Raw genomic sequence first — 22788 nt, forward strand, 5'->3', positions numbered from 1 at the left:
CCCTCGTAAGCCTGGGAAAGCTCTTTTCACTCTTCATCCGCTCCCTTAAATCTACGCCATGGCCCGTATTCGCAAAATCATAGTCGGTGAAGCTGGTGTTGAGCCGACCGATGCTCCCCCTCCTTTCGACGCCGAGGATTTGGAAGCGCCGGACGAGCTCTTGTCTGTGCTTCCTTTGGCGGATATGGGCTCTGATCTCATCCTGGGAGAAGAAGAAAAGGCAGCCGCTGACACCGAGGTCCGGCGCGGCGTCGCGGTCATCCGCCATTATTGGCAACATGCGCCGCATGGCCCAGGCGTCTATCGGATGATCGGCGAGAGCGGCGAGGTTTTATACGTCGGCAAGGCGAAAAGCGTCCGCAAGAGAATTGCGAATTATCTGCGCGAGGGCGGTCATACCAACCGCATTGCCAGAATGATCAGCCTGACAGCCTCCATGGTCTTCGTCTCGACCGCGACAGAGACAGAAGCCTTGCTGCTCGAAACAAATTATATCAAGCAGATGAAGCCGCGCTTCAACGTCTTGATGCGCGATGACAAATCCTTTCCCTATATTCTGCTCAGCCGCGATCATGAGGCGCCGCAACTCACCAAGCATCGCGGCGCGCGCAGCCGCAAGGGCGATTATTTCGGTCCCTTCGCGAGCGTCTGGGCCGTCAACCGAACCTTGAACGCTTTGCAGAGGGCCTTTCTTCTGCGCTCCTGCACGGATAGCTATTACGAGAACCGGACACGGCCTTGCTTGCTCTATCAAATCAAGCGCTGTTCTGCGCCCTGCACTGGCGAGATCAGCCTCCACGATTATGATCATCTGGCCTCTGAGGCGCGTGACTTCCTCTCCGGTAAGAGCCGCGCGGTGCGCGAACTTCTCGCCCGGGAAATGGAACAGGCCGCTGAAAATCTTGCCTTCGAACAGGCCGCCCGCCTGCGCGATCGAATCAGCGCACTTTCCACCATCCAGGGCGCGCAAGGCATTAATCCGAAAACCGTCGAGGAGGCCGATGTCTTCGCCATCGTCGAAGAGGCCGGGCATTTCTGCGTCGAAGTCTTCTTCTTCCGCGCGTCGCAGAATTGGGGCAATCGCGCCTATTTTCCGCGTGCGGACAAAAGCCTTTCCTTGAGTGAGGTTCTCGACGCCTTTCTCGCGCAATTTTATTCGGACAAACCCGCTGCCCGGCTCCTTCTTCTCTCGGAAGAGATTGAAAATGCCGATGTGCTGGCGCAGGCACTCAGCGAGCGCAGCGGACACAAGGTCGAGATTGCCGTGCCGCAACGCGGCGAAAAGAAAGATCTCGTCGAGGCAGCCCGCCAAAACGGGCGTGAGACGCTCAGCCGCCAATTGTCGGAACAGGCCTCGCAGGAAAAACTCCTTGCCGAACTGGCAAAGGCCTTTGGCCTTGAGCGTGTTTTGCGGCGTGTCGAAGTGTACGATAATTCCCACATTATGGGGACCAATGCGGTCGGCGCGATGATCGTCGCTGGTCCCTCGGGCTTCATGAAGACCCATTACCGGACGTTCAACATCAAGGGCGAGGAGCTGACGCCCGGCGATGATTACGGCATGATGCGTGAAGTCCTGCGCCGCCGTTTCAGCCGTCTGCTGCGCGAGGATCCCATCGCGCCCTCACCCGAGGCCGAGAGCGAGGAGGCTCCCCCTTCGGAAAAGAACGAGGCTTTTCCGCAATGGCCGGATCTCATCCTGATCGACGGCGGCCAGGGTCAGTTCGATGCGGCGCGCGCGATCCTCGACGAGCTCGGCATCGATAATGTCGCGCTGGCGTCCATCGCCAAGGGTGTTGATCGCGACGCCGGACGCGAAACCTTCTTTGTGACCGGCCGCCCGCCCTTTCGACTGCCGCCGCGCGATCCAGCGCTCTATTTCGTGCAACGCCTGCGTGACGAGGCCCACCGTTTCGCCATTGGCACACATCGGGCGAAACGGCGCAAGGAATTTACCAAAAGCCCGCTGGACGAGATTGCCGGCATTGGACCCGCCCGCAAGCGTGCCTTGCTGAATGCCTTCGGCACGGCTAAGGCGATTTCCCGCGCGGCTTTGCCCGATCTCGAAAAAGTCCCGGGGATCAACGCCGCAAGCGCAAAGCTCATCTATGATTTTTTCCACGAGCGTGGCAAATAGAGGCATGGCGATTACCACGATCTCGCGAGGCTATGGGGGGACCTGGAGCCTGCCCAATATTTTGACTTATGGACGGCTGGTTGCTGTGCCACTGGTCGTCGGCTGCCTGTTCTGGTCGGAATTCGATATTATGCGCTGGACAGCGCTCGGCCTCTTCATCGTGGCCGGAATCACCGACTTTCTTGACGGCTATCTCGCTCGCGCGCTCGCTCAGCAATCGTCCCTCGGCCGTATGCTCGATCCGATCGCCGATAAGCTTCTCGTCGCCGCGGTGATCGTCATGCTGGTGGCCGATCATACGTTGCGCAGCTATTCACTTTGCGCCGCCGTCGTCATTCTCTGCCGAGAAATCCTCGTCTCGGGCTTACGAGAATATCTCGCCGAACTCAAAGTGCCCGTGCCGGTCAGCAAAGTCGCCAAATGGAAGACCACGGTGCAGCTCGTGGCGCTCGGTTTTCTCATCGCTGGCCCGGCGGGTGAAAGGGTCCTTCCTGGCACGATCGTGATCGGCCTTGCCTTGTTCTGGGCCTCCGCGCTGCTTACCCTCTATACGGGTTGGGATTATCTGCGCGCTGGGGTCAAGCATGTGATTGACGAATAAAGCGCGCCGATCAAGGCAGGTATCGACGAGCGGCAATATGAAAGCGCTTTATTTTTCGTGGGTGCGCGAACGCATTGGCAAGAGCGAGGAAGACATAACACCGCCGGACAGCGTCAAGACGGTCGGTGATCTCGTGAACTGGCTGCGCGGCCGTGGAGAAGGCTATGCAACGGCCTTCGATAATGAAAAGACGATCCGGGCCGCCCTGGACCATGTTCACGCCAAGCCCGACGCCATGATCGGCAACGCTCACGAAGTCGCCTTCTTTCCTCCCATGACTGGAGGCTAAGCATTTGAGCGGCCAGACCATCGTCAAAATTCAAAAAGAAATTTTCGACCCCGTACAGGAATGCCTGCCCCTGACGCAAGACCGCAAGGATCTTGGCGCGCTCGTGACCTTCACCGGCCTTTGCCGCGACGAGGGAGGCGTCCTGCAGTCTCTCGAAATCGAGCATTATCCGGGTATGGCGGAAGAGGAAATCGGCCGAATTATCACCGAGGCCCGCCGCCGCTGGCCGATCGAGGACGTGGTGGTGATCCATCGATTCGGCATGATCACGCCGGGCGAGCCGATCGTCCTCGTAGCCGCCACGGGGCTGCATCGCGCCGAAGCTTTCGAGGCGACGAATTTCCTCATGGATTTTCTCAAAACCGAGGCGCCATTCTGGAAAAAGCAGCATCTCCATGTGGATGGTGCAGGCGGTTGGGTCAGCGCCAAGCAGGAAGATGAAGCAGCCGCGCAAAAATGGCTGCAAACCCAATCTCCGAGCTAATTCTCCTTCAAAAACCAGTGACCGGTGATCAAGCCAGCCTGATACAGGCTCTGGACCCATTGCAGGTTCATCCATTGGGTTTTGAAAACTTCATAAGCACTTGATTTATAGTGGAGTCTTTTACTTAAAAACAAAATTTCCGCGCCCCTTTCGAGAGGTCGGATTTCATTAACTTTATTCATTGATCCGTCTGGACATGGTAAATTGCGAAAAGAATTATAAACTCCTGTTTTAATATCTTTTCCCAGCGGAGTACCGCAGCCCCCACAACGCGTTTCTCACGCACAAAAGCCGGTTTCAGGACTCTTTTGTGCTTTCAAACCGATCGCACCCAATCGGTGAATATCAAGTTCGGTCCTGCAATGACTTCGATGATCTTGGAACAGGCATGAGGGAAAGATATTTCCCCGGGCAAGGAGCGGTTTTGCGCTCCGTTTCAACGGCCTGTGCCCTGATCCTGACGACTTTCGCGGCCCAGATCCTCGCCGCGACTGATCTGCGCGCCGATGACGATCCGACTTTCTTCAATCAGTTCTTTTCCTGGTTCAATCCGAACGGCCAATCCGACCAGAACGATCAGAAGAAACCTCTCTTCGATGGCGTTCCTTATGAGGTCACGATCACCGTCTCGGGCGATGATTCCCTGACATCGACCCTGACCGACGCCTCCAATCTGAAAAGCCTGCAGGAAGTAACCCCTTCAGGCGTGGCCGGTCTCATCCGCCGCGCCATCGCCGATCGACCAAGATTGCGTGCCGCCCTTTATGGGCAAGGCTATTTCGCGGGGGTGAGCCAGATCAAAGTGGCAGGCTTTCCGCCCGATCAATTGGAAGCCTTCGCCGCCGTGGAGAAAGCCCGCAAGGCCGGGCCCGTGCCGGTCACGATTCATGTCGTGACCGGACAGCGCTTCAATTATGGCAAGCTCACCATTTTGAACGCCGCCTCCAAACAGCCGCTCAAGGATATGCCCTCGACCCATGATTTGCGGCTCGATCCCGGCCAACCGGCCTCGGCTGACCAGGTGTTTCGGGCGGAACAGGCGATCGTCGATCACTTGCGTAACGAAGGCCATCCCTTCGCCAAGATCGCCAGTCGGGACATTGTCGCCGATCACGCGACCCGGGAACTCGACATGACCTTTACTGTCGATCCAGGTCCAAGTGGTCGTTTCGGCCATATCGAGGTGAAGGGAACGCAGGACCTCGACCGGAATTTCGTCGAACGCCAGATCGATATCGAGCGCGGCGAGCCTTATTCACCCGACCGGCTGGCGCGGATCCGCAGGCGGCTCGTTGCGCTTCCAGCCGTCGGTGCGGTGCGAATCCAAGAGGCACAGCAGCTTGATTCACATGGAGAATTGCCGGTAACCATCGATGTCATCGAGCGTCTGCCGCATTTCGTCGGCGCCAATGCCAAATATTCGAATACGGAAGGTGGCGCCGTCAATGTTTTTTGGGGCGACCGCAACCTCTGGGGCCATGGCGAGAGCCTGCGCATCGACGGTTACGGCTCCTGGTATGGCGGCGCGCTCTACGGCGTGCCCAATGCCAATAGGCTCGGTTACAAGCTCGCGGCGACTTTCAACAAGCCCGATATCATCACGCCACAGGATGAACTGATCGCCCAGGCCGCCATCCTGCGCGAGGTCACCAGCGCCTATGTGCGCGAGGCCGCGACTTTTCAGGGCGGCGTCCGTCATCGGTTCTCTGATGAACTGTCTCTGCAGATCGGCGCCGATATCGAATATTCGCGCAGTCAGGATAATCCGCTCTATCCGCGCAATGATTTCACCGCTGGTGTTCCTTTCGATCTTCTTTATGATACCACGGATTCACCGCTTGATCCCTCGCGTGGCATGCGCATCACGGCGACGCTCGAACCCTTTGCTTCGCTCGGGCAGAACGGCCCCGGCCCGGTTATGGGAAAAGCTGTGGTCTCCGCCTATCACGCACTTGACGAGGATCGCCGCTATATTGTCGCCGGCCGGGTGGGTGCTGGCAGCATTGTAGGCGCCAATCTCTATGCCGTGCCGCCGCAACGACGTTTCTATATTGGCGGCGGCGGCACTTTGCGGGGGTTCGGCTATCAGCAGGCAAGCCCGCATGATGGCTATAATAATCTGATCGGCGGGCTCAGCTTCTTCATGGCCTCGGCCGAATTGCGCGCCAGGATCACCGATACGATCGGCATCGTGCCCTTCATCGACGCAGGCGAGGCTTTTCGTGGCTCACTGCCCACGCTCAGCACCATCCGTTATGCGGCAGGCCTCGGCCTGCGCTATTATACACCGGTCGGTCCCATACGCCTTGATGTGGGCGTACCGATTGACCGGCAACCAGGCGATTCCCATTACGGCGTCTATATCAGCATAGGACAGGCATTTTGAGGCGGCTTCTCATACGATCTGGCGTCGCCGTCGCTGCCTTGGCCGGCGTGTCGAGCCTCATTCTTCTCAGCGTGCAGACGCGTCCGGGCAAGGATGCGCTTGCCTCTTTCTTGTCCCGCCAGCTTTCCTCCGCCGATCAGAAGATCGCAATCGGTCGTATTGAAGGTTTCGTGCCGTTCGATATGCGGATCGATCATATTACAGCCGCCGACAGCCAGGGCATTTTTGCCGAAATCGACAATGCGGCCCTTCGCTGGAGCCCTTCCGCTCTTCTGGCCCTGACCGTCCATATCGACGCACTGACGGCCGATCGCATTCATCTTGCTCGCTTCCCCGCGAGCCAACCCACACCGGCCAGTGACAAGCCTTTCTCTTTGCCTTCATTGCCGCCGCTACGCCTTGATCGTCTTGCCATCGCAATAATCGATCTCGACGCGGTGGTGCTCGGCCAGGCGGCGAGCCTGTCTCTTGAAGGGTCAGCGTCTCTTGCCAATGCCGCTCAGGGCTTGCAACTCCAACTCGACCGCAAGGATGTGCCCGGCCGTTTCGCGGCGAATCTGCATTTTGTTCCTGGCACCGAGGCCCTCGATCTCGATGTCAACGCTTCAGAACCGGCCGGTGGCCTCATTGGCACCCTCCTCGATCTGCGTGACGAGCCAGCCCTGGCTCTCGCCATTCAAGGCAAAGGCACGCTCAAAAATTGGGACAGTACGCTGGTGCTGACCGCCGACACAGTCGAAAGGCTGAAAGGGTCGGCGCAATTACGGGGGACAGCGGAGGGCATACGCTCGACGTTCACCCTCGATGGCGATCTTGGCCCCTTGCTCCAGGAAAATATTGCGCCGCTCGTTGCCGGCTCATCGAAACTGACGGGCGCCCTGACGATCAAGGACAAGAAGACACTCGCGCTCGAAAGCGTCTTACTCGACCTCGCCGCGATCAAGGCCGAGACACATGGGATACTCGATCTCGCGCAGGATCAGTCCGACCTCGCCTTCACTTTTAAAGGCGCTGGCGCGAAACAATTCGGTGCGTTGGCGCAAGGTCTTTCCTGGTCTGGCCTGCAACTGGCTGGCACCGCGCGTGGGTCCCTCGCCAAGCCACTTCTCGAAACGCAGGCGACAATCCATGATCCTGCCGCCTCGGGCTATGGCGCGCAGGCGATCACCATTGCCGCGCATACGCAAGCCAAAGGCACGGATCCCCTCGCCCTGCGGATCGACGCCGCGGCAACCGGCCTACGGGCGGATTCGGCGAAAATCGCGCAGTCCATTGGCAAGGAGGCCCATTTTTCAGCCGATGGTCTCATTTCCGAAAATCATCAGGTGACCTGGACCGCCGCCAGGCTCGATTTCCTGCCACTTGAAGCCCTTTTCAAGGGCAAGATCGGTGGCGGCGCCTTCAATGGCACCATGCAAATGACACGGCTCGATCTCGCGGCCTTTGGTCCGCTCGTCGGCCGTCCGGTCAGTGGCACGATGCAGCTTGCCGCGCAATTCGATGGCGCGCCGGATCTGAGCCGGGTCGACATTAATCTGTCAGGCAAAATGCAGGACATAAAGATGGACATTCCCGCAGTGGATCGTCCGTTCAAGGCCGCCACATTCAAGGGTTTCCTGTCGCGCGCGCAAGATGGCACGCTCTCTGTCCAGAAGTTCAAGCTCGATGCGCAAGGTCTGACACTTGATGCCAATGGCGCGGTCGATCACCAGACCTCCGATCTCAAGCTCAATCTGGCTTTGGCCGATTTATCCCTTCTCGATTCCCGTCTCGCCGGCAAGGGAGCAATCGCTGCCGCCATCACGGGCGGACTGAATGCGCCGGGTCTCGATCTCTCGCTCCAAGTGCCGCAAGGCCAGGCCATGGGGCAAAAGATCGAGGATCTGCGGCTGACGGTTGAAAGCGCGGATCTGATCGGCCATCCGCAAGGCCATCTGGCCCTTTCAGGCACAATCGGCGGCAAGCCCGCCAAGGGCGGTGGCCAGATCCTGGCCCGTCCCGATGGGTCCTATGCGCTCGATGGCCTCGATCTCGCCATCGGTTCCGCGACCCTTGCGGGTCAGGGCACACGCGCGGCCGATGGTGCCCTTGCCGGACAAGTCCGTATTAAGGCCTCAGATCTTGGCGATCTCTCACCATTCGCTTTGACCACACTCGGCGGCAGCCTGGATGCCGATATTGCCGCCTCGATGCAGGATGGCAAGCCGATCTTCGAGGGCAAGGGCACGGCCTCAAACCTGCGCTATGACACACACAAGCTGGCTTCCGCCACAGTCGATCTCCGCGTCACTGATCCCCAAAACCTTCTGCTGCTCGACGGTAAGGCGGACCTTTCGGGCCTCGAGTCCCAGGGCACCCGGCTCGAAACCCTGCGATTGAACGCCACATCGAGCAAACAATCGAGCGATCTCGCGCTCGCCGCGGAGGGTTTCGGAGGCAAGCTCGCGGCCAATGGGTCGTTGACCGCCAGCACGGAGCAGAAAGCCGTGACCTTGAAAAGCCTGCGGCTGTCGCGTTCCGATGTCACCGCGACGCTCAATGGGCCTTCTCAATTCCTCTGGCGCAATGGCGTGTTGAGCGTGGATCGGCTGGTGCTCGCCGCCAATCGCGGCCTGCTCACCTTGCGCGGCCGCGTCGACGACACGCTCGATCTCGATGTCACCGCCAAGGACCTCCCTTTGGCCCTGGCCAAGGCTGCCTCGCCCGATCTCGATTTGCACGGCACACTCAACGGAACCGTCACGCTGACAGGTCCCACCGCTGCCCCCTCTGGGCGCTATGCCGTCTCAGTCAATCAATTCACAATGCCGCAAATGATGCAGTCGGGCCTGAGACCGCTCGATGCGCGTGCCAGCGGTCAACTCGACGGCAAAAGAATGAGCCTCGACGCGCGCATTATCGGGCTCGACACCGCCCCGACCCTCATCAATGGCTCGGTGCCGATCGGCGCTGGCGAACTCGCCCTCAAAGTCAGGGGTGGGTTAGCCCTGGAACAAGTCAATGCTCTGCTCGCCACGTCCGGCATGCGGGTGACAGGCCAAGCCACCTTCGACGCCGACGTAAAAGGAACAACGTCGCAGCCCTTGATCTATGGCACCATGCGGCTTGCCAATGGCACATTTGAAGATGTCATCAATGGCGTCAAACTGGATCCGATCAATGTCACGGCGACGGCAGCCGGCCGTGAGGTGAAAATCACCTCCTTCACCGCCAAGACAGCATCAGGTGGCAGCCTGCAAGGTCAGGGACAAGTGCTGGTCGATCCGGGGGCGAATTTTCCCGGCACGCTCAATTTTGCTATGACCAATGCCGTGCTCATTTCGAGCGATCTGATGCATTTTGTCGCCAACGGCAAGCTTGGCCTCACCGGAGCGCTGGCGCAAAGACCCAAAATTGCCGGCCATATCGACGTTAAGGCGCTCGATATCAATATTCAGGAGCAATTGCCGGGCGGCAGCGCGGAGCTGTTGCATGTACGCCATGTCAATGTGCCGTCTGATCATCCGATCGCCAAGCGTCAAGCCGCTGCCGCGAAACAGAAACAAAAGCGCGCGAACAAACAGCCTTTCATTGCCGATCTCGATCTCACCATCGCGGCACCGAATAATGTGTTCGTCCGTGGCATGGGCATGACGGCGGAATTGAACGGCAATCTGCGTATTCACGGCACCAGCGCCGCGCCAGTCACCGAAGGCGCCTTCGATCTCCAGCGCGGCCAGTTCGACGTGCTCGGCCGCCGCCTGACCTTTACCGAAGGCCATATCGCCTTTAACGGTTCGACCGATCCGGACCTCAATTTCACCACGGAAACCAGCAGCACGGATATTACCGCGAAAATCCTGGTAACCGGGACGGCCTCCGAGCCCAAGGTCAGTTTCAGCTCGACCCCGGATCTGCCGCAGGATGAAATTCTGGCGCGACTTCTGTTTGGCCGCTCGACCGGCTCGCTCACCGCCAGCCAGGCCATTCAGGTGGCCCAGACCGTGGCGCAATTTTCAGGCGGTGGCTCAAGCGCGCTCAATTCCCTGCGCAAATCGCTCGGCCTCGATAATCTCGACATCGGAACCAGTTCAAGTGGTGGCACACAATTCGGTCTCGGCAAAAGGCTGAATGATCGGATCTATCTTGGCGTAACCCAGGGCACGACGCCGAGTTCGAGCCGGGCGACGGTGGATATCGACATAACGCGCAACCTGAAGGTGCAGGGCTCGACCGGCATGAATGGCGATGCCGAATTGGGTGTCGGCGGACAATGGGATTATCGCTGATCCTGGCTATGCCTTATCTCTAAAGAATTTGGCAGAGTCTTTGTGAACCTCGCCACCTCCTTGCGCGATTTCAAAATGATCCCGCTTATCTCCGCCGGCGGGTTGGCCATGAGTTCTGCATGGTGAGCGCGACTTCGCTTGGGGTAGGTCCATACCCAATCGAGAAGAAATGACAGTTCGAACCGTTCTCGGTTCCCGACACCAACATCACCCCGCTCGCGCCCATAATGGCGGATCGACCTCCACACGGCACGCGGAAAATAGACGGAGCGCGGCAGATCAAGCCAGATGACCGCTTCCGCTCGTGGCATGCGAAGATCAAGATGGTTCGTATAATTGCCATCCATAACCCATGCATCCTGCATGGCCCATTCAGCCACCCGTTCACGGAAGCTTTCTGTGTCCGCTTGCACCCATCCTGGATTCCAGTTGATGGCATCGAGATGCACAACGGGAATGTTGAGCCGCTTGCCGATGGCACGCGCGAGTGTTGACTTACCGGCCCCACTGGGCCCGAGAATGAGAATGCGTTTGGGTCCACCCATTGGCTATCGCAAGGTCCGATTCATTCTATTCAGCAACGAGATCCTCACGATTCAGGCGGAGCTGGGAAGCCGCAAGGCGCTCGTCTTCCTCAGCCATGATGGCCGTGGCGCGTGCGGTATAATCGATATGCGCATGGGCCGCCGCTTCGGCCTCTCGCGGTCGACCTTCGAGAATGGCCGTCGCCAATGAAATATGTTGTTCCAGCATGGCGGCTCGGACTTCGGGACGTTCGTAGAGCCTGATCCTGCTGTAGAAGATCCCTTTTTTCAGCATATCCGAGAACATGCGCATCGTATGCTGTAAAACGAGATTATGCGTCGCCTCGTAAATCAGGATATGCAGATCGACATCCTGCTGAGCCTCGTCGCGTGGATCATCCAGTTCATGCAAAACACGCATGTGCTCAAGGCAGGCACTGATCTTTTCTCGATCGATATCCGTCGCGCGTTCGGCCGCGAACGCTGCTCCCTGTCCTTCGAGCAAACGGCGAAATTCGAAATAATCCTTCAACATACGCGGTTCGTTGCTGAATAATGCGGCGAGGGGTTCGGACAATGGTGCCATGAAATCCGCCACGAAAGTTCCGGCCTTTGTCGTCACCAATAATCCCCTTTGTTCGAGCCGTGCGATCCCATCGCGCAGGGAAGGCCGCGAGACACCGAGCTTTTCGGCAAGGTCACGCTCGGAGCTCAATCTTTCCCCGGCACGCAAAACGCCTTCCAGAATAAGCCGTTCGATATATTGCGCGATTTTATCGGCGAGCCGGATCGGCTGGATCAACGCCGTCATTTGTCCCTTCCCTTGGTCTTTTTTGTTCACGTCTCGACGGCTCCAGCGTCGAGATCACCTCTCCCATGCTCTCTTTCCCCGTCGAGAATGGCATTGATCACGCTCCGCCGAAAGAGGGAAACCTGATCCACGATCAAGAGCTCGGGCTGATGAGTTTCCCTCTTTCTTTCAAGCCCTCTCTCTTTCAAGGCGCTTCGATCAAGGTTTGCGCCGTCCTCTCATCCGTGAGCACGCCATTGACCAACCCGCCTCGGAGCGCGCCGAGCAAGGGGGCGATCTTATGCGCGCCGACGCTCGCCGCGATAATCGTTCGGTGCGAGGCGATGGGCGTGGCAAGCCCCACGGCGATCAGCCTGTCATGGATCGAGGTCTTGACCGGTCCACCTTGCCCATCGAAAGCCCAGCCGAGAATTTCTCCAACCGCGCCCTTGGCCTGCAATTCGGCAAGTTCCTCGTCTGTGATAAATCCATCGACATGCAGGGAGGCTTGGGATCCAAGGTCGCCGACGCCCACGATCCATGTCCGTGCCTCTTCGGCGAGATCATGAAGGGCGCGCAAACCCTTCTGGGACTGGAGCATGCGTCGTTCTTCAGGGCCATCGGCCAGGACCGGCATGGGCAGGGGGTAGCATTGTGCCCCAACACGGTCGGCAAGCCGCATGACGACATCATAGGGACTTGCGCGACCATCGGGTCCCACCGTGCCGATGAGGGATACGATCTTGTGCTTCGGCTTTTCCATCAGGGGCATTTGATGCACGGCCGAGCGTAAGGTGCGGCCGGTACCAAGACACAGAATCTGCGGCTCCGTCTGCGAGAGAAGAGTCTCGATATAGGAGGCCACGGCGATCCCCACGGAAAGCCTATTGTCCTCATCGCTTTGCGCCGAGGGGACGACCTCGACATGTTTGAGGCTGAATTTATCCCGCAGTTTCTGCGCTTTGGCGATGCAATCGGCGAGCGGATGATCGAGGCGGAATTTGACGAGGCCGGCCGCGCTGGCGAGCGCGATGAGACGCTGCGCGTTCTGGCGCGAAACATTCAATTCCGCCGCGATTTCATCCTGAGTCCGGCCAAGCGCATAAGCGAGCCAAGCCGCCCGCGCCGCGAGATCGAAACGTTTCTGGTCCTGGTGCTTCTGCTCGATATTCTGCCCGCGCTCACTCAACCGTTTCTGCATCGCTTTGCATGCCTTGCTGCCGCGTCGAACCCAAGTGGGCACCACTTGGGGCCAAACGATTGGAAGATCAAGATCATGTGATAGGCTTTGGCACCTCATTCTTGGCAAGAAACGGTTAAGGTCGGAAGGCCAAATCGGAGCTAGAGATCATACCCAGATAAAGTAATTTCAATGGCCTGCGATCTGCGCCAAGAGAAGGCGTCGGGACAGGCTCCTGAAAGCTCATCTCACCTCCGATGTGGTTATTGAGATAAAAAACGAGAAGATTGGGTAGGATTCATGCCGTTGGACGCCCCGAACAAGACTTTTGATTCGAAGGCTGATGCGCGAGCACGCCAAATTTTGCGCGAAATTTTCGATACCGCCGTCGCCGCGGCCGATCCCCGCAAGGTTCTTAAAAATTATCTGCCCGAGCCGCCGCGTTCAGGCCGTTGCATCGTTGTCGGTGCCGGCAAATCCTCGGCCTTGATGGCCGCCGCATTGGAAGACGCATTGGCCGAGGCCTGGCCCACTATCTCGCTGTCAGGTCTCGTCATCACCCGTTACGGCCATGCGGTTCCGACGCGAAAGATTGAAATCGTCGAGGCTTCGCATCCGGTGCCGGACGCCGCCGGTGAGGCCGCCGCGCGCCGTGTGCTTGCCGCCGTTCAAGGACTGAAGCCCGATGATCTGGTCATCGCCCTGATGTCGGGCGGCGGCTCCTCACTGCTCGCTTTACCGGCTGAGGGTCTGACGCTGGCCGATAAACAGGCGGTCAATCGCGCTTTGCTCGCCAGCGGCGCGACCATCGCGGAAATGAATATCGTCCGCAAACATCTCTCGGCGATCAAAGGCGGGCGGCTCGCCGCCGCGTCAGCTCCGGCGCGGCTCGTGACTTTGGCGATCAGCGATATTCCGGGCGATGATCCGGCGGCGATCGCCAGCGGCCCCACTTATCCCGACGCCAGCACATTTGCCGATGCCCAGGCGATCGTCGCTCGATACGGTCTCGAACTGCCCCCCAATGTCGCCGACCATTTGCAACGTGCCGCCGACGAAACACCCAAGCCCGCCCAATTTTCCACGGTGGATTTCCGCCTCATCGCCACACCGCTCATGGCCTTGAGCGCCTGCGCCGAAAAAGCCCGAGACCTCGGCCTCACGCCCCTCATCCTCGGCGATGCGCTCGAAGGAGAAGCCCGCGAAATGGGGATCATTATGGCCGGTATGGCCCGCAGCGTGGCGGCGCATGGCCTGCCGATCAAGGCCCCTGCCCTTTTGCTCTCGGGTGGTGAGACGACGGTGACGATCTCGAAAGGCAAGGCTGGTCGTGGTGGCCGCAATATGGAATTTTTGCTGGCTCTCGCGGTGACTTTGCAAGGCGATGCAAACATCTGGGCTCTTGCCGGAGATACGGATGGAATCGATGGAACGGAAGATGCCGCCGGCGCTTTCATCACGCCCAACACACTCGCGCGGGCACGGGAGGCAGGCCTCGACCCTTTGGCAAAGCTCCTTGAGCACGACAGCTATACCCTCTATGACCAATTGGGTGATCTGCTGCGCACCGGCCCGACGCTGACCAATGTCAATGATCTCCGCGCCATTCTGATCGAGCCGGGCGAGACAAACGGGACTTCTTGAACGATGAGAATTTGTTTCATCGGCGACAGTTATGTCAACGGAACAGGCGATGATGATTGCCTGGGATGGCCCGGTCGCATTTGCGCGGAGGCGCGGCAGCGCGGGCGCGATATTACGCTCTACAATCTCGGCATACGTGGCAATACGAGTACGGATATTGCCGAGCGTTGGGAACGTGAGGCCAGGGCTCGACTCTCACCAGAACATGACGGACGGCTCGTGTTTTCCTTCGGTGTCAATGATTGCGCATTCATTGAACCCGGCCGCACACGCGTGGCGGAAACACAATCTGTCGAGAATGCCCGCTGCATTCTGCAGCGGGCAAAAGAATGGCTGCCCACCTTGATGATCGGGCCCCCTCCGAGCAGGGATTTCTCGCGGGATGAGCGTGTCAAAAACCTCTCCGCGCAGTTCGAGGCCCTATGCCATGACCTCGCCATCCCCTTTCTGTCACCTTGGGATTGGCTGACAGCCGAAGATGTTTGGCTCCAGGAAGCAGCGATTGGAGATGGCGTTCATCCCAATCGCGGCGGCTATGGGAGTTTTGCCGATTTGATCCTGGAATGGCCGGCCTGGAGGGAATGGGTCGATGAGCCGGGCCGCCAAGACTGATCCCCTTGTCGCCTGAACAACCACGACTGGAACTCCGGGCCACATGCTTGCCAACGTTACTTAATACACGCGCCCAATCCCTGGACGAGGAGCCTCACCGCGGCCGGAATATCCTCCGGTTTGGACGGCGCTAGCCTATCGTTCAGCACGATCGTCGCCATACCCTGCACCAGCGCTCGGCAAGCGAGCGTGGCGGCGGAGGTCTGCCCGGGTAATATGCTGTCCACCCGGTCGGCAAGGATCTCCCCTGAAAAGGGCCGGTCGGGGCTTTGAAGATGATCCTTCAAAGCGCCGAAAATTTTCTAACCAAAACGCTTGAGTGCCGCTTCAAGCTTTTCCTTCTTGGCCAGCATGTCGTCCCGCCTTTCGCGGTTTTCCTCGACCACTTCCTCCGGCGCGCGGGCGATGAAATCGGCATTGTCGAGCTTGGCGGTCATCTTTTGCGCCTCTTGCTCCAGCTTGCCGATTTCCTTGACGAGACGGCGTTTCTCGACATCAAAATCGATAATGCCCGCGAGCGGCAGAGCGAATGTCGTCTGCTGCACGATGGTCTGCACCGATTGCAGCGGTGCCTCGGTCAGGAAAGTGATTTCGGAGAGGCGGGCGAGCTTTTTGAGCGTGTCCCCCGAGCGCAGCACTTGCGCAACACGCTCTTCCGACGCGCCGACGACAACGAGCGGGATTTGCGCGCCCGGAGGCACGTTCATTTCTGAACGCACTGAGCGCAATTCGGAGACAAGCGCCACCAGAAAACCGATTTCGGCCTCAGCTTGCGGATTGGCGCAGCCGAGAAGCCGTGGCCATTCGGCAACCGCGAGGACTTGTCCTTGGTGAGCAAAGGAGAACAATTCCTCGGTCACATAGGGCATGAAGGGATGCAGGAGCTTCACAATCAGGTCGAGAATGAAGGCAACCGTCGCCCGTGTCTCATCTCCCCCCGCCACGTCAGGCACGAGATTTTCTGTGGAACCCGCATCGTTGGTCTGTAAAAGGGGTTTCGCCAGTTCGAGATACCAATCGCAGAAAATATTCCAGACGAACCGGTAGGCCGCATTGGCGGCATCATCGAAGCGATAGATCTCGATCGCGGTTGTGATCGATTCAATCGTATTGGCGGCCTCGGCGACAATCCACTGATTAAGGGTCAGCGACACTTTGCGCGGATCGAAATCCGGCTTCAAGACACAGCGATTGACCTCGGCGAAACGGGCGGCGTTCCACAGCTTGGTCACGAAATTGCGGTAGCCCTCGACGCGTTGCGTCGAAAGCTTGATGTCGCGTCCGGGCGCCGCCATGGAGGCGAGCGTGAAACGCAAGGCATCGGCCCCATATTGATCGACGAGATTCAGGGGATCAATCACATTGCCCTTCGTTTTCGACATTTTCGCGCCTTTTTCATCGCGAACCAGGGCATGAATATAGACGTCGCGGAACGGGACTTCGCCGAGGAAATGCAGGCCCATCATCATCATCCGCGCAACCCAGAAGAAGATGATGTCGAAGCCCGTGACCAGCACATTGGTCGGATAATAGCGCTTCAATTCCGCCGTCTCATCCGGCCAGCCAAGCGTCGAGAAAGGCCAGAGCGCGGATGAGAACCAGGTATCCAGCACATCCTCGTCGCGAATCAGGCTGGTTGGGGTCCCATAATGGGCAAGGGCTGCGAGTTCCGCCTCGGTCGCCGAGGCCTCGACGAACACATGACCATCCGGCCCATACCAGGCCGGAATCTGATGACCCCACCAAAGCTGCCTGGAAATGCACCAGGGCTGGATATTGTCCAGCCATTCGAAATAGGTCTTTTCCCAATTTTTCGGGATGAAGCCCGTCCGCCCATCCCGCACGGCGGCGAGTGCCGGCTGCGCCAAGGTCTTCGCATCCACGTACCATTGATCGGTCAGATAAGGCTCTATGATGACGGTCTTGGTCTTCTCGTCATGCGGAACCATATGCGGATGCGGCTCGATCTTTTCGACGAGACCACGCTCCTCCATCATGGCGACGATGCGCTCACGCGCGGCCTCACGCGTCAGACCGTCTAGATGATCGATAATGAGCCCGGCATCGATCGAATCGTCGAGGCCTTCAAGAAATTCCTCATTCTCCTGCAATGATAATTTCGCCTCGGCATCGAAAAGATTGATCAGCGGCAGATTATGCCGGCGGCCAACCTCGAAATCATTGAAATCATGGGCAGGTGTGATCTTGACCGCGCCGGTTCCCTTTTCCGGGTCGGAATAGGCATCGGCGACGATAGGAATGATGCGCCCGACGAGCGGCAAGCGGACCTTTGCCCCCTGCAAAGCGCGATAGCGTTCATCATCGGGATGCACCGCAACGGCGGCATCGCCCAACATGGTTTCCGGCCGCGTCGTCGCGACGGTAATATAGGTGCCGGTTTTGGCACCCGTATCGTCAACGACCGGATATTTGAAATAATAGAGAGCCCCCTTGGTCTCGACCTGCGCCACTTCGAGATCGGAAATGGCGGTCTGCAACCCCGGATGCCAATTGACGAGGCGTTTGTCCTTGTAGATCAGCCCTTCTTTATAGAGTCGCACGAACACTTTGATGACGGCGCGCGACAGGCCTTCATCCATGGTGAACCGTTCGCGTGACCAATCACAAGACGCGCCGAGCCGCTTCAATTGCGAAATGATGGCGCCGCCTGATTCCTCCTTCCAAGCCCAGACCTTTTCCAGAAATTTCTGTCGGCCCAGGGTGCGGCGATCAGGCTCCTGATGCTCCATCAGCCGCCGTTCAACGACCATCTGCGTGGCAATACCCGCATGGTCCATGCCCGGTTGCCACAGGACATCCTTGCCACGCATGCGCTCGAAACGGCAGAGAATATCCTGCAATGTATTGTTGAGCGCATGGCCCATATGCAATGTGCCGGTGACATTGGGTGGCGGGATGACGATGCAGAAAGTCGGAGCCCCGGCCCTGTCCGGCTGCCCCGCGCGAAACACACCGGTTTCTTCCCAAAGCGCCGCGATCTTGCCTTCGACCGATTTCGGATCGAAAGTCTTTTCCATCATCCCCACCATTCGCCTTTAATCTTGCGCTCCGCCGCCTTTGCCAGCCTCTTGCGGGCCGGCGATGACGGAACTTTTCGAGCAAGATGTGTTGAGAGTAAATCGCCTCGCGATACGAAATCCTTGATCTTGCCCATGTTTTCTAACATGAGGCCGATAGGCGAGGCCCGTCGGGTTTCCCCATTATTCGTTCGCGGAACTGAGAACCACGCCTATTCAAGAGACTAGAGTATTTTCATGATGCAATGAATCATGAAAATACTCTAGGTCCAGCGCGAAGGTTGCGATCTTATCACATCAAGTTCACAAAGTGGCCCTATGAGCCTCAATTCATCGTCACAGACGGGTTAATAAAAGAAAGCCTTTCCGCCGATGACAAGCGGAAAGGCTTTCTTTTAAAAATTCATCGGGAGAGCCTTATAGCAGACAAGATCCTTTAGGAAAAAGGTTCGCTCCCTACAGTCATAAAGAGCATCTGCTTCGGCAATTTAAGGATTATTCCCCACGCGCGACCCGTTCGATTTCCGCCTTTACCAGACGTTCGACCAGGGACGGTAGATATTCATCAAGCCAAGCTTTCAGCATGGGCTTGAGCATATCCTGCGTCATGGCAATAATAACATCCGATTGCTGAACGAAACGGCTTCCAAACAAGGCAAGGAAGGACGCATTTACGGAGGCGTTGGTTTCTGGAGAAATCAGAGACCCTGCAAGGGCCAGTTCACCGCCAGCGGCCTGCACGACAGCATCCGATGGCGAATAGCCTGACGCACGGAGCGCGGCAGCAGAGGCGCCAGCTTGGCCTGGCGTTCCCTGGTCATCAGCAATGATCCTGCGGATTGAAGCCAAAATGTCCTCCATCGAAGGTTCATTCGCCTTGGATTCGGCCTCATGGTTGTCTTTTGCGACGGTGCTTGCTGCGCTCATGGCCTCTTACGCTTTCCAACAAGGGTTACGCTTCAATAGGGACAGGCATCAGGCTCGCCGTAGAGAATTCCTTGTCACCCGCTCCAGCATTTACTTTTTGTAAACTAGTCTCAGCTTGACCCTCAAGGCAAGCTCAGGAAGCGAATGACGCAAGCATTTTTACTTAAGGTTAACGTGTTAATCATCCATTTTTTCAAGATAAGCTTAAGCTAGGCAGCGAAACCGAATCACCGGCGTCCCATTTTAAAGCATTGAAAATATTTATAATTTTTACATGAAATCCGCCCACTCCGGAATGTCTGGCGGTAGCAAAATCAAAGCTAAAAGGCATGAATCAAAATGAAACACGCCTCTTTCTTCCGGTTGATAAGGTAAATCTTGACGGATATACGGCGAGAATCAGTTAAGCGATCGCTGAATCAGCGTCCGTCAGGCGTGCGGACACCGATCCATTTATCCTTGATCTGCTCGAAATGAACAGTCGGATCATATTCTACGACGGACAGATGCAGATTGGCCGCAGTCAACTTACCCACGGTCGACATGACGACGTAGGATGCGACGACTCGGTCACGCTGAGCGGTCACGAGGCTCACCCGGGTGTTAAGCAGGAATTGCTGTGCGTTGAGGACATCAAGCGTCGTGCGCTGACCGACCCTCGCCTCTTCCCGAACGCCGTTCAGAGCGATTTCCGCTGCTTTGACCGCGGCGAGAGACGATTGAATGACCGCTTTCGCCGTCTCGAGCTGGCTCCAACTGGAGACCACAGAGGCCCTCACTTGTGTCCGCTGCAAATCGGCCTGCAATTGGGCTTGGCCGAGTCTTTCCTTGGCTTGGCGAATCTGCGAATAGGTCGCGCCGCCATTTTCGTAAAGCGGGACAGTGACCTGGCCTACGACCGAAGCGTTGAAGCTTGGATAGCCCGGAATACCGTTATTATTGAAAACACGCTGCGTCGAAGCGACAAAATCGACTTTTGGATAGAGCGCGCCCTCGGCAATCTTGACCTGAGCCTGGGCCGCGTCCACAGAATGAAGGGCCGCCTGCACCGCCGGATGTTCGGCCATGGCAAGATCTATGGCCGCGTCCACGTTGCGGGGCAATAGTTTCTCGATCGTCGCGGCGGGCTCCAGCTTTTTGGGCTCGACGCCGATGATCTGACGGTAATTGGCGATATTTGTCTGCAGATTGGCCTGCGCTGCAAAATAATCCGATCGCGCTGAGGCGAGGCTCGATTCAGATTGCGCGACATCGGTTTTCGTCACTTCACCGACATTGAAACGATCGCGCGTCTGGCGCAATTGCTCCTCGAGCACAATAATATTATTGCGCCGCAGATTGAGAATGGCCGTATCGCGCAGCACATTCATGTAAGCCGTGGCACCAAATTGCAGAATATTCTGCTCTGTATTGCGCATCCCCTCGCGCGCGCCCAGAATATTCGACTCTGCCTGACGCACCGTATTGAGCGTCCGGTTGCCGTTGAAAAGATTCTGAGTCGCAGTAACACCAACCTGCCCAACATCGACATTGTAAGTGCCGCTGAAGACCGTACCAGCGGTCGGCAGATGTGAATAAAGGTGATTATAGCCGTAAGAACCGGACGCACTGACATTCGGCCGCCAGCCAGCGGTGGCCTGAGGCAAAGCCTCATCAGCGGCACGAACCGACGCACGTTCCTGATTCATATCTGGGTTGTTAGTATAGGCCTTGGCCAAGGCGCTCGACATACTCTCCGCCATGGCGGAAGGAGAAGCGAGAAGCTGGCCTATGGCCAAGCCGAGACCAGCCATATAATGCGGCAGCTTGCGCGATGACAGCGATCCGCGATCACGCTTGCCCCGTGTACTGGAAAGAGCTGCTTTGCGTCGAAGTTCAATGTGAGGCATTACGCAAGCCCGATCCCATCCCGCTGTAATCTGGCTCTCTGGATTCGGGAATCAATCCCAGATCTCCACTTACCATATCTGCCTTCCCATGAACCCATCATCTGAGTGTTAAGAAGACCTAACCTATAGCCTGAGGTTTTACCAGAGAATCCATCCCATTTACAGTGTTTTGGTCCGTCGCGAACAAGGACTCCAAGGACTGTGCCTCGGATGCATCACCTCCAGCATTACTTTTGTATCGATCCCGCTTGCGATGCGCTAGCTTTTTGAGAATGCGCGAAATTGATTTCGAAAGTCCTACGGAAGGCCACGATCCAAGTCCTTATGCCAGTGGCCCTCAAGAACGACGTTGGAACACTCTCAAATTTTCGTTGCGCCCTTGAAACAGCGAACATTCGAGAAAACGGGCGAAGGGCGAGTATCTGCCCGAAGACATTGAAGAACAACATTCCGGAACACGAGGGCGCTATTTGCGACCTTGGCATGACCATCAAAAGCACGGCCAAGCCTTTCCGATTAACGCGCAAACGATGAGGGTTGCTGACTCTTTTGTCCAACCCTTTCAAAATCGGCAGAAGATCTTGAATGCGCGGGCACAATCATCGTTCCCGTCATTGAAACATGGCCAACTCTACAAGAGAGAGTCGCTCATGACAGAGAATGATCGTGTGCGATTTCGGTGGGAAATTGATTCTATGCCAAGATCCACGTTGAACGACTCACGTTGAGATCTTGGCTCCCTTCTTCTTGAAGGTTCTCTTCTTTTGACAGGTTGTGATGCCTTCAAACGAAGAGAAAGAGCGCATTTTCAAACGAAGCCTCTTCACTCCGGTCTTGAAAACACGCTCATTCAACGGACAAAATCTTTTCCCGATTCAACAAATCGGGAAGACATTCTAGAATTTGAACTGTTCCGCGCGCGCAAAGGCCTCAAGGACTGGAAGAGAAAAATCAAACAGCGTGCGTTGGCTGATTTCGCCGCCGATTTTCTCGAATCGAACCGCCTTGCCCGCGCGCTTGGTCGGGTCGTTCTCCTCGTAAGTGAGAGCCAGGAGACGGCCTCCCTCCTGCAATTGCGCAAAGAGGGTTTCGAGTTGGGCTTCGACGGCACCATTGATGAGAATCAAATCGAACGGAGCTTGTGCGGGTACACCTTCCGCTAGCGGCCCCTCGACGACGGATACCGTCTGAAGGCCATGAGCCGCGATGGCGTTACGGGTGAAAGCGGCCCATTCCGGTTCGGATTCAAGCGCCACGACATCATGGGCAAGGCCGGCGAGAAGCGCCGTGGAATAGCCAGAGCCCGACGCAATATCGAGAACATGGTCGTTGGGCGTGACCTGCGCGCCCTGGATGAGACGGGCAAGAATCAGGGGCGGCAACAAGTGACGCTCAGCGCCAGCCGGATGCGTCGGGGCTAGACGCAAAACCTTATCCGAATAAGCGACCGGGGCCAGGGAAGCCGGCAGGAAACTCTCGCGCGGGACCTCGAGCATTCTTTCAAGAAGCCGCTGGTCGGTGACATCGAACGTCCGCACCTGGCAATCGACCATGGTCTGGCGCAAGAAAGCCGATTGGTCCCCACCAGCCGGAGCGATGGGGGAGACAGGTTCGGCCAGGGAAGTGGCTGGCATGAAAAACTCCTGTAGCGGCGAGATCAATGACCCAAGGATCAAGACAGCAGGATCGACGAGGTAGGACCAACAGGCAGGTTTCGGCACCTTGGCGAAGAGACGACGGAGCCAAGGCCACGACATCGCTGGCTTTAGGACAAGCGTTTTGAACTCGATCCTCGTCGGCGCCAAGCCCGACTTATGGCACCAAGATCATCTTCCGCCATGGTATAGGCCATTTATAAGCCCGGCTCCAAACGCTGTCCATCGCAGTGCAATCACAAGCATGCGCTTGCCGTTAAGCGGGAAAGCACAGTCTCGCTCCCGGTTCCAGTAGCGCCGCGAATCGAAAAACGCTAAAAATCGGATGCAGGCTCCCGAGAGAGCCTTAGACAGAGAGGCTTTC

At 57.5% G+C, this 22788-nt stretch carries 15 protein-coding genes; 8 read left to right on the plus strand and 7 right to left on the minus strand.

All coding sequences use genetic code 11. From position 1 onward, the window contains the following. The first annotated feature begins 58 nt into the window (after window positions 1-58). From uvrC to BIND_RS08705, 6 genes are all read left to right on the plus strand, one after another. Complete coding sequence (gene uvrC / locus BIND_RS08675) at window positions 59-2137, plus strand: excinuclease ABC subunit UvrC (RefSeq protein WP_012384699.1); 2079 nt, start codon at window positions 59-61, stop codon at window positions 2135-2137. Between the two features lie 4 nt (window positions 2138-2141). Beyond that, window positions 2142-2738, plus strand: a complete 597-nt coding sequence (gene pgsA / locus BIND_RS08680; RefSeq protein ID WP_012384700.1) for a CDP-diacylglycerol--glycerol-3-phosphate 3-phosphatidyltransferase — start codon at window positions 2142-2144, stop codon at window positions 2736-2738. 37 nt (window positions 2739-2775) lie between these two features. Further along, window positions 2776-3027: a molybdopterin converting factor subunit 1 gene (gene moaD, locus BIND_RS08685; RefSeq protein ID WP_012384701.1), complete on the plus strand. Its 252-nt coding sequence runs from the start codon at window positions 2776-2778 to the stop codon at window positions 3025-3027. A gap of 4 nt (window positions 3028-3031) precedes the next feature. Continuing rightward, window positions 3032-3511 carry a molybdenum cofactor biosynthesis protein MoaE gene (locus tag BIND_RS08690; protein WP_012384702.1) on the plus strand — a complete coding sequence of 160 codons (480 nt, stop codon included), beginning with the start codon at window positions 3032-3034 and terminating at the stop codon, window positions 3509-3511. A 424-nt stretch (window positions 3512-3935) separates the two neighbouring features. After that, window positions 3936-5897 (plus strand): autotransporter assembly complex protein TamA, encoded by a 1962-nt coding sequence (locus BIND_RS08700; protein ID WP_012384703.1) that lies wholly within the window; start codon window positions 3936-3938, stop codon window positions 5895-5897. Continuing rightward, the gene (locus BIND_RS08705) at window positions 5894-10165 is read left to right on the plus strand and encodes a translocation/assembly module TamB domain-containing protein (RefSeq protein WP_012384704.1); all 4272 of its coding nucleotides are present in this window, start codon (window positions 5894-5896) and stop codon (window positions 10163-10165) included. The genes BIND_RS08700 and BIND_RS08705 overlap by 4 nt, the downstream gene beginning before the upstream one ends. On the opposite strand, the gene BIND_RS08710 is transcribed toward BIND_RS08705, so the two are convergent. The 3 genes from BIND_RS08710 to BIND_RS08720 all read right to left on the minus strand — a co-directional run bounded on the left by BIND_RS08710 (window position 10156) and on the right by BIND_RS08720 (window position 12680). Then, on the minus strand, window positions 10156-10710 hold the full coding sequence (locus BIND_RS08710) for an AAA family ATPase (RefSeq protein ID WP_012384705.1): 555 nt from the start codon (window positions 10708-10710) through the stop codon (window positions 10156-10158). The genes BIND_RS08705 and BIND_RS08710 overlap by 10 nt on opposite strands. 25 nt (window positions 10711-10735) lie before the next feature. Then, window positions 10736-11500: a FadR/GntR family transcriptional regulator gene (locus BIND_RS08715; protein ID WP_012384706.1), complete on the minus strand. Its 765-nt coding sequence runs from the start codon at window positions 11498-11500 to the stop codon at window positions 10736-10738. Between the two features lie 184 nt (window positions 11501-11684). Beyond that, window positions 11685-12680 carry a sugar-binding transcriptional regulator gene (locus BIND_RS08720; protein WP_012384707.1) on the minus strand — a complete coding sequence of 332 codons (996 nt, stop codon included), beginning with the start codon at window positions 12678-12680 and terminating at the stop codon, window positions 11685-11687. A gap of 279 nt (window positions 12681-12959) precedes the next feature. Here BIND_RS08720 and BIND_RS08725 point away from each other — a divergent pair, with 279 nt between their 5' ends. Then, entirely contained in the window at window positions 12960-14303 is a 1344-nt protein-coding gene (locus BIND_RS08725; protein ID WP_012384708.1) for a glycerate kinase type-2 family protein, read from the plus strand. Window positions 14304-14306: 3 nt separating this feature from the next. Then, entirely contained in the window at window positions 14307-14915 is a 609-nt protein-coding gene (locus BIND_RS08730; RefSeq protein WP_012384709.1) for a GDSL-type esterase/lipase family protein, read from the plus strand. A gap of 302 nt (window positions 14916-15217) precedes the next feature. Here the strand turns inward: BIND_RS08730 and BIND_RS08740 are convergent, their stop codons facing one another. The 4 genes from BIND_RS08740 to BIND_RS08760 all read right to left on the minus strand — a co-directional run bounded on the left by BIND_RS08740 (window position 15218) and on the right by BIND_RS08760 (window position 22403). After that, window positions 15218-17956, minus strand: coding sequence for a valine--tRNA ligase (locus tag BIND_RS08740; protein ID WP_012384710.1), 2739 nt, complete (start codon window positions 17954-17956; stop codon window positions 15218-15220). Window positions 17957-18448: 492 nt separating this feature from the next. Next, window positions 18449-18880 (minus strand): PopZ family protein, encoded by a 432-nt coding sequence (locus BIND_RS20125; protein WP_012384711.1) that lies wholly within the window; start codon window positions 18878-18880, stop codon window positions 18449-18451. 419 nt (window positions 18881-19299) lie between these two features. After that, window positions 19300-20769 carry a TolC family outer membrane protein gene (locus tag BIND_RS08750; protein WP_012384712.1) on the minus strand — a complete coding sequence of 490 codons (1470 nt, stop codon included), beginning with the start codon at window positions 20767-20769 and terminating at the stop codon, window positions 19300-19302. A gap of 896 nt (window positions 20770-21665) precedes the next feature. Then, on the minus strand, window positions 21666-22403 hold the full coding sequence (locus BIND_RS08760; RefSeq protein WP_012384713.1) for a protein-L-isoaspartate O-methyltransferase family protein: 738 nt from the start codon (window positions 22401-22403) through the stop codon (window positions 21666-21668). Between the last annotated feature and the right edge of the window lie 385 nt (window positions 22404-22788).

The sequence above is a fragment of the Beijerinckia indica subsp. indica ATCC 9039 genome (genome assembly GCF_000019845.1).
GTDB classification, from domain to species: Bacteria; Pseudomonadota; Alphaproteobacteria; order Rhizobiales; family Beijerinckiaceae; genus Beijerinckia; species Beijerinckia indica.

What these genes read in the sequence shown, in the direction of transcription:
- BIND_RS08710 (WP_012384705.1), bottom strand. Translation starts at nt 10,710, where the DNA reads ATGGGTGGACCCAAACGCATTCTCATTCTCGGGCCCAGTGGGGCCGGT.
- BIND_RS08730 (WP_012384709.1), top strand. Translation starts at nt 14,307, where the DNA reads ATGAGAATTTGTTTCATCGGCGACAGTTATGTCAACGGAACAGGCGAT.
- BIND_RS08750 (WP_012384712.1), bottom strand. Translation starts at nt 20,769, where the DNA reads ATGCCTCACATTGAACTTCGACGCAAAGCAGCTCTTTCCAGTACACGG.
- BIND_RS08720 (WP_012384707.1), bottom strand. Translation starts at nt 12,680, where the DNA reads ATGCAGAAACGGTTGAGTGAGCGCGGGCAGAATATCGAGCAGAAGCAC.
- BIND_RS08760 (WP_012384713.1), bottom strand. Translation starts at nt 22,403, where the DNA reads ATGCCAGCCACTTCCCTGGCCGAACCTGTCTCCCCCATCGCTCCGGCT.
- moaD (WP_012384701.1), top strand. Translation starts at nt 2,776, where the DNA reads ATGAAAGCGCTTTATTTTTCGTGGGTGCGCGAACGCATTGGCAAGAGC.
- uvrC (WP_012384699.1), top strand. Translation starts at nt 59, where the DNA reads ATGGCCCGTATTCGCAAAATCATAGTCGGTGAAGCTGGTGTTGAGCCG.
- BIND_RS20125 (WP_012384711.1), bottom strand. Translation starts at nt 18,880, where the DNA reads ATGAGCGCAGCAAGCACCGTCGCAAAAGACAACCATGAGGCCGAATCC.
- BIND_RS08740 (WP_012384710.1), bottom strand. Translation starts at nt 17,956, where the DNA reads ATGATGGAAAAGACTTTCGATCCGAAATCGGTCGAAGGCAAGATCGCG.
- BIND_RS08715 (WP_012384706.1), bottom strand. Translation starts at nt 11,500, where the DNA reads ATGACGGCGTTGATCCAGCCGATCCGGCTCGCCGATAAAATCGCGCAA.
- BIND_RS08725 (WP_012384708.1), top strand. Translation starts at nt 12,960, where the DNA reads ATGCCGTTGGACGCCCCGAACAAGACTTTTGATTCGAAGGCTGATGCG.
- pgsA (WP_012384700.1), top strand. Translation starts at nt 2,142, where the DNA reads ATGGCGATTACCACGATCTCGCGAGGCTATGGGGGGACCTGGAGCCTG.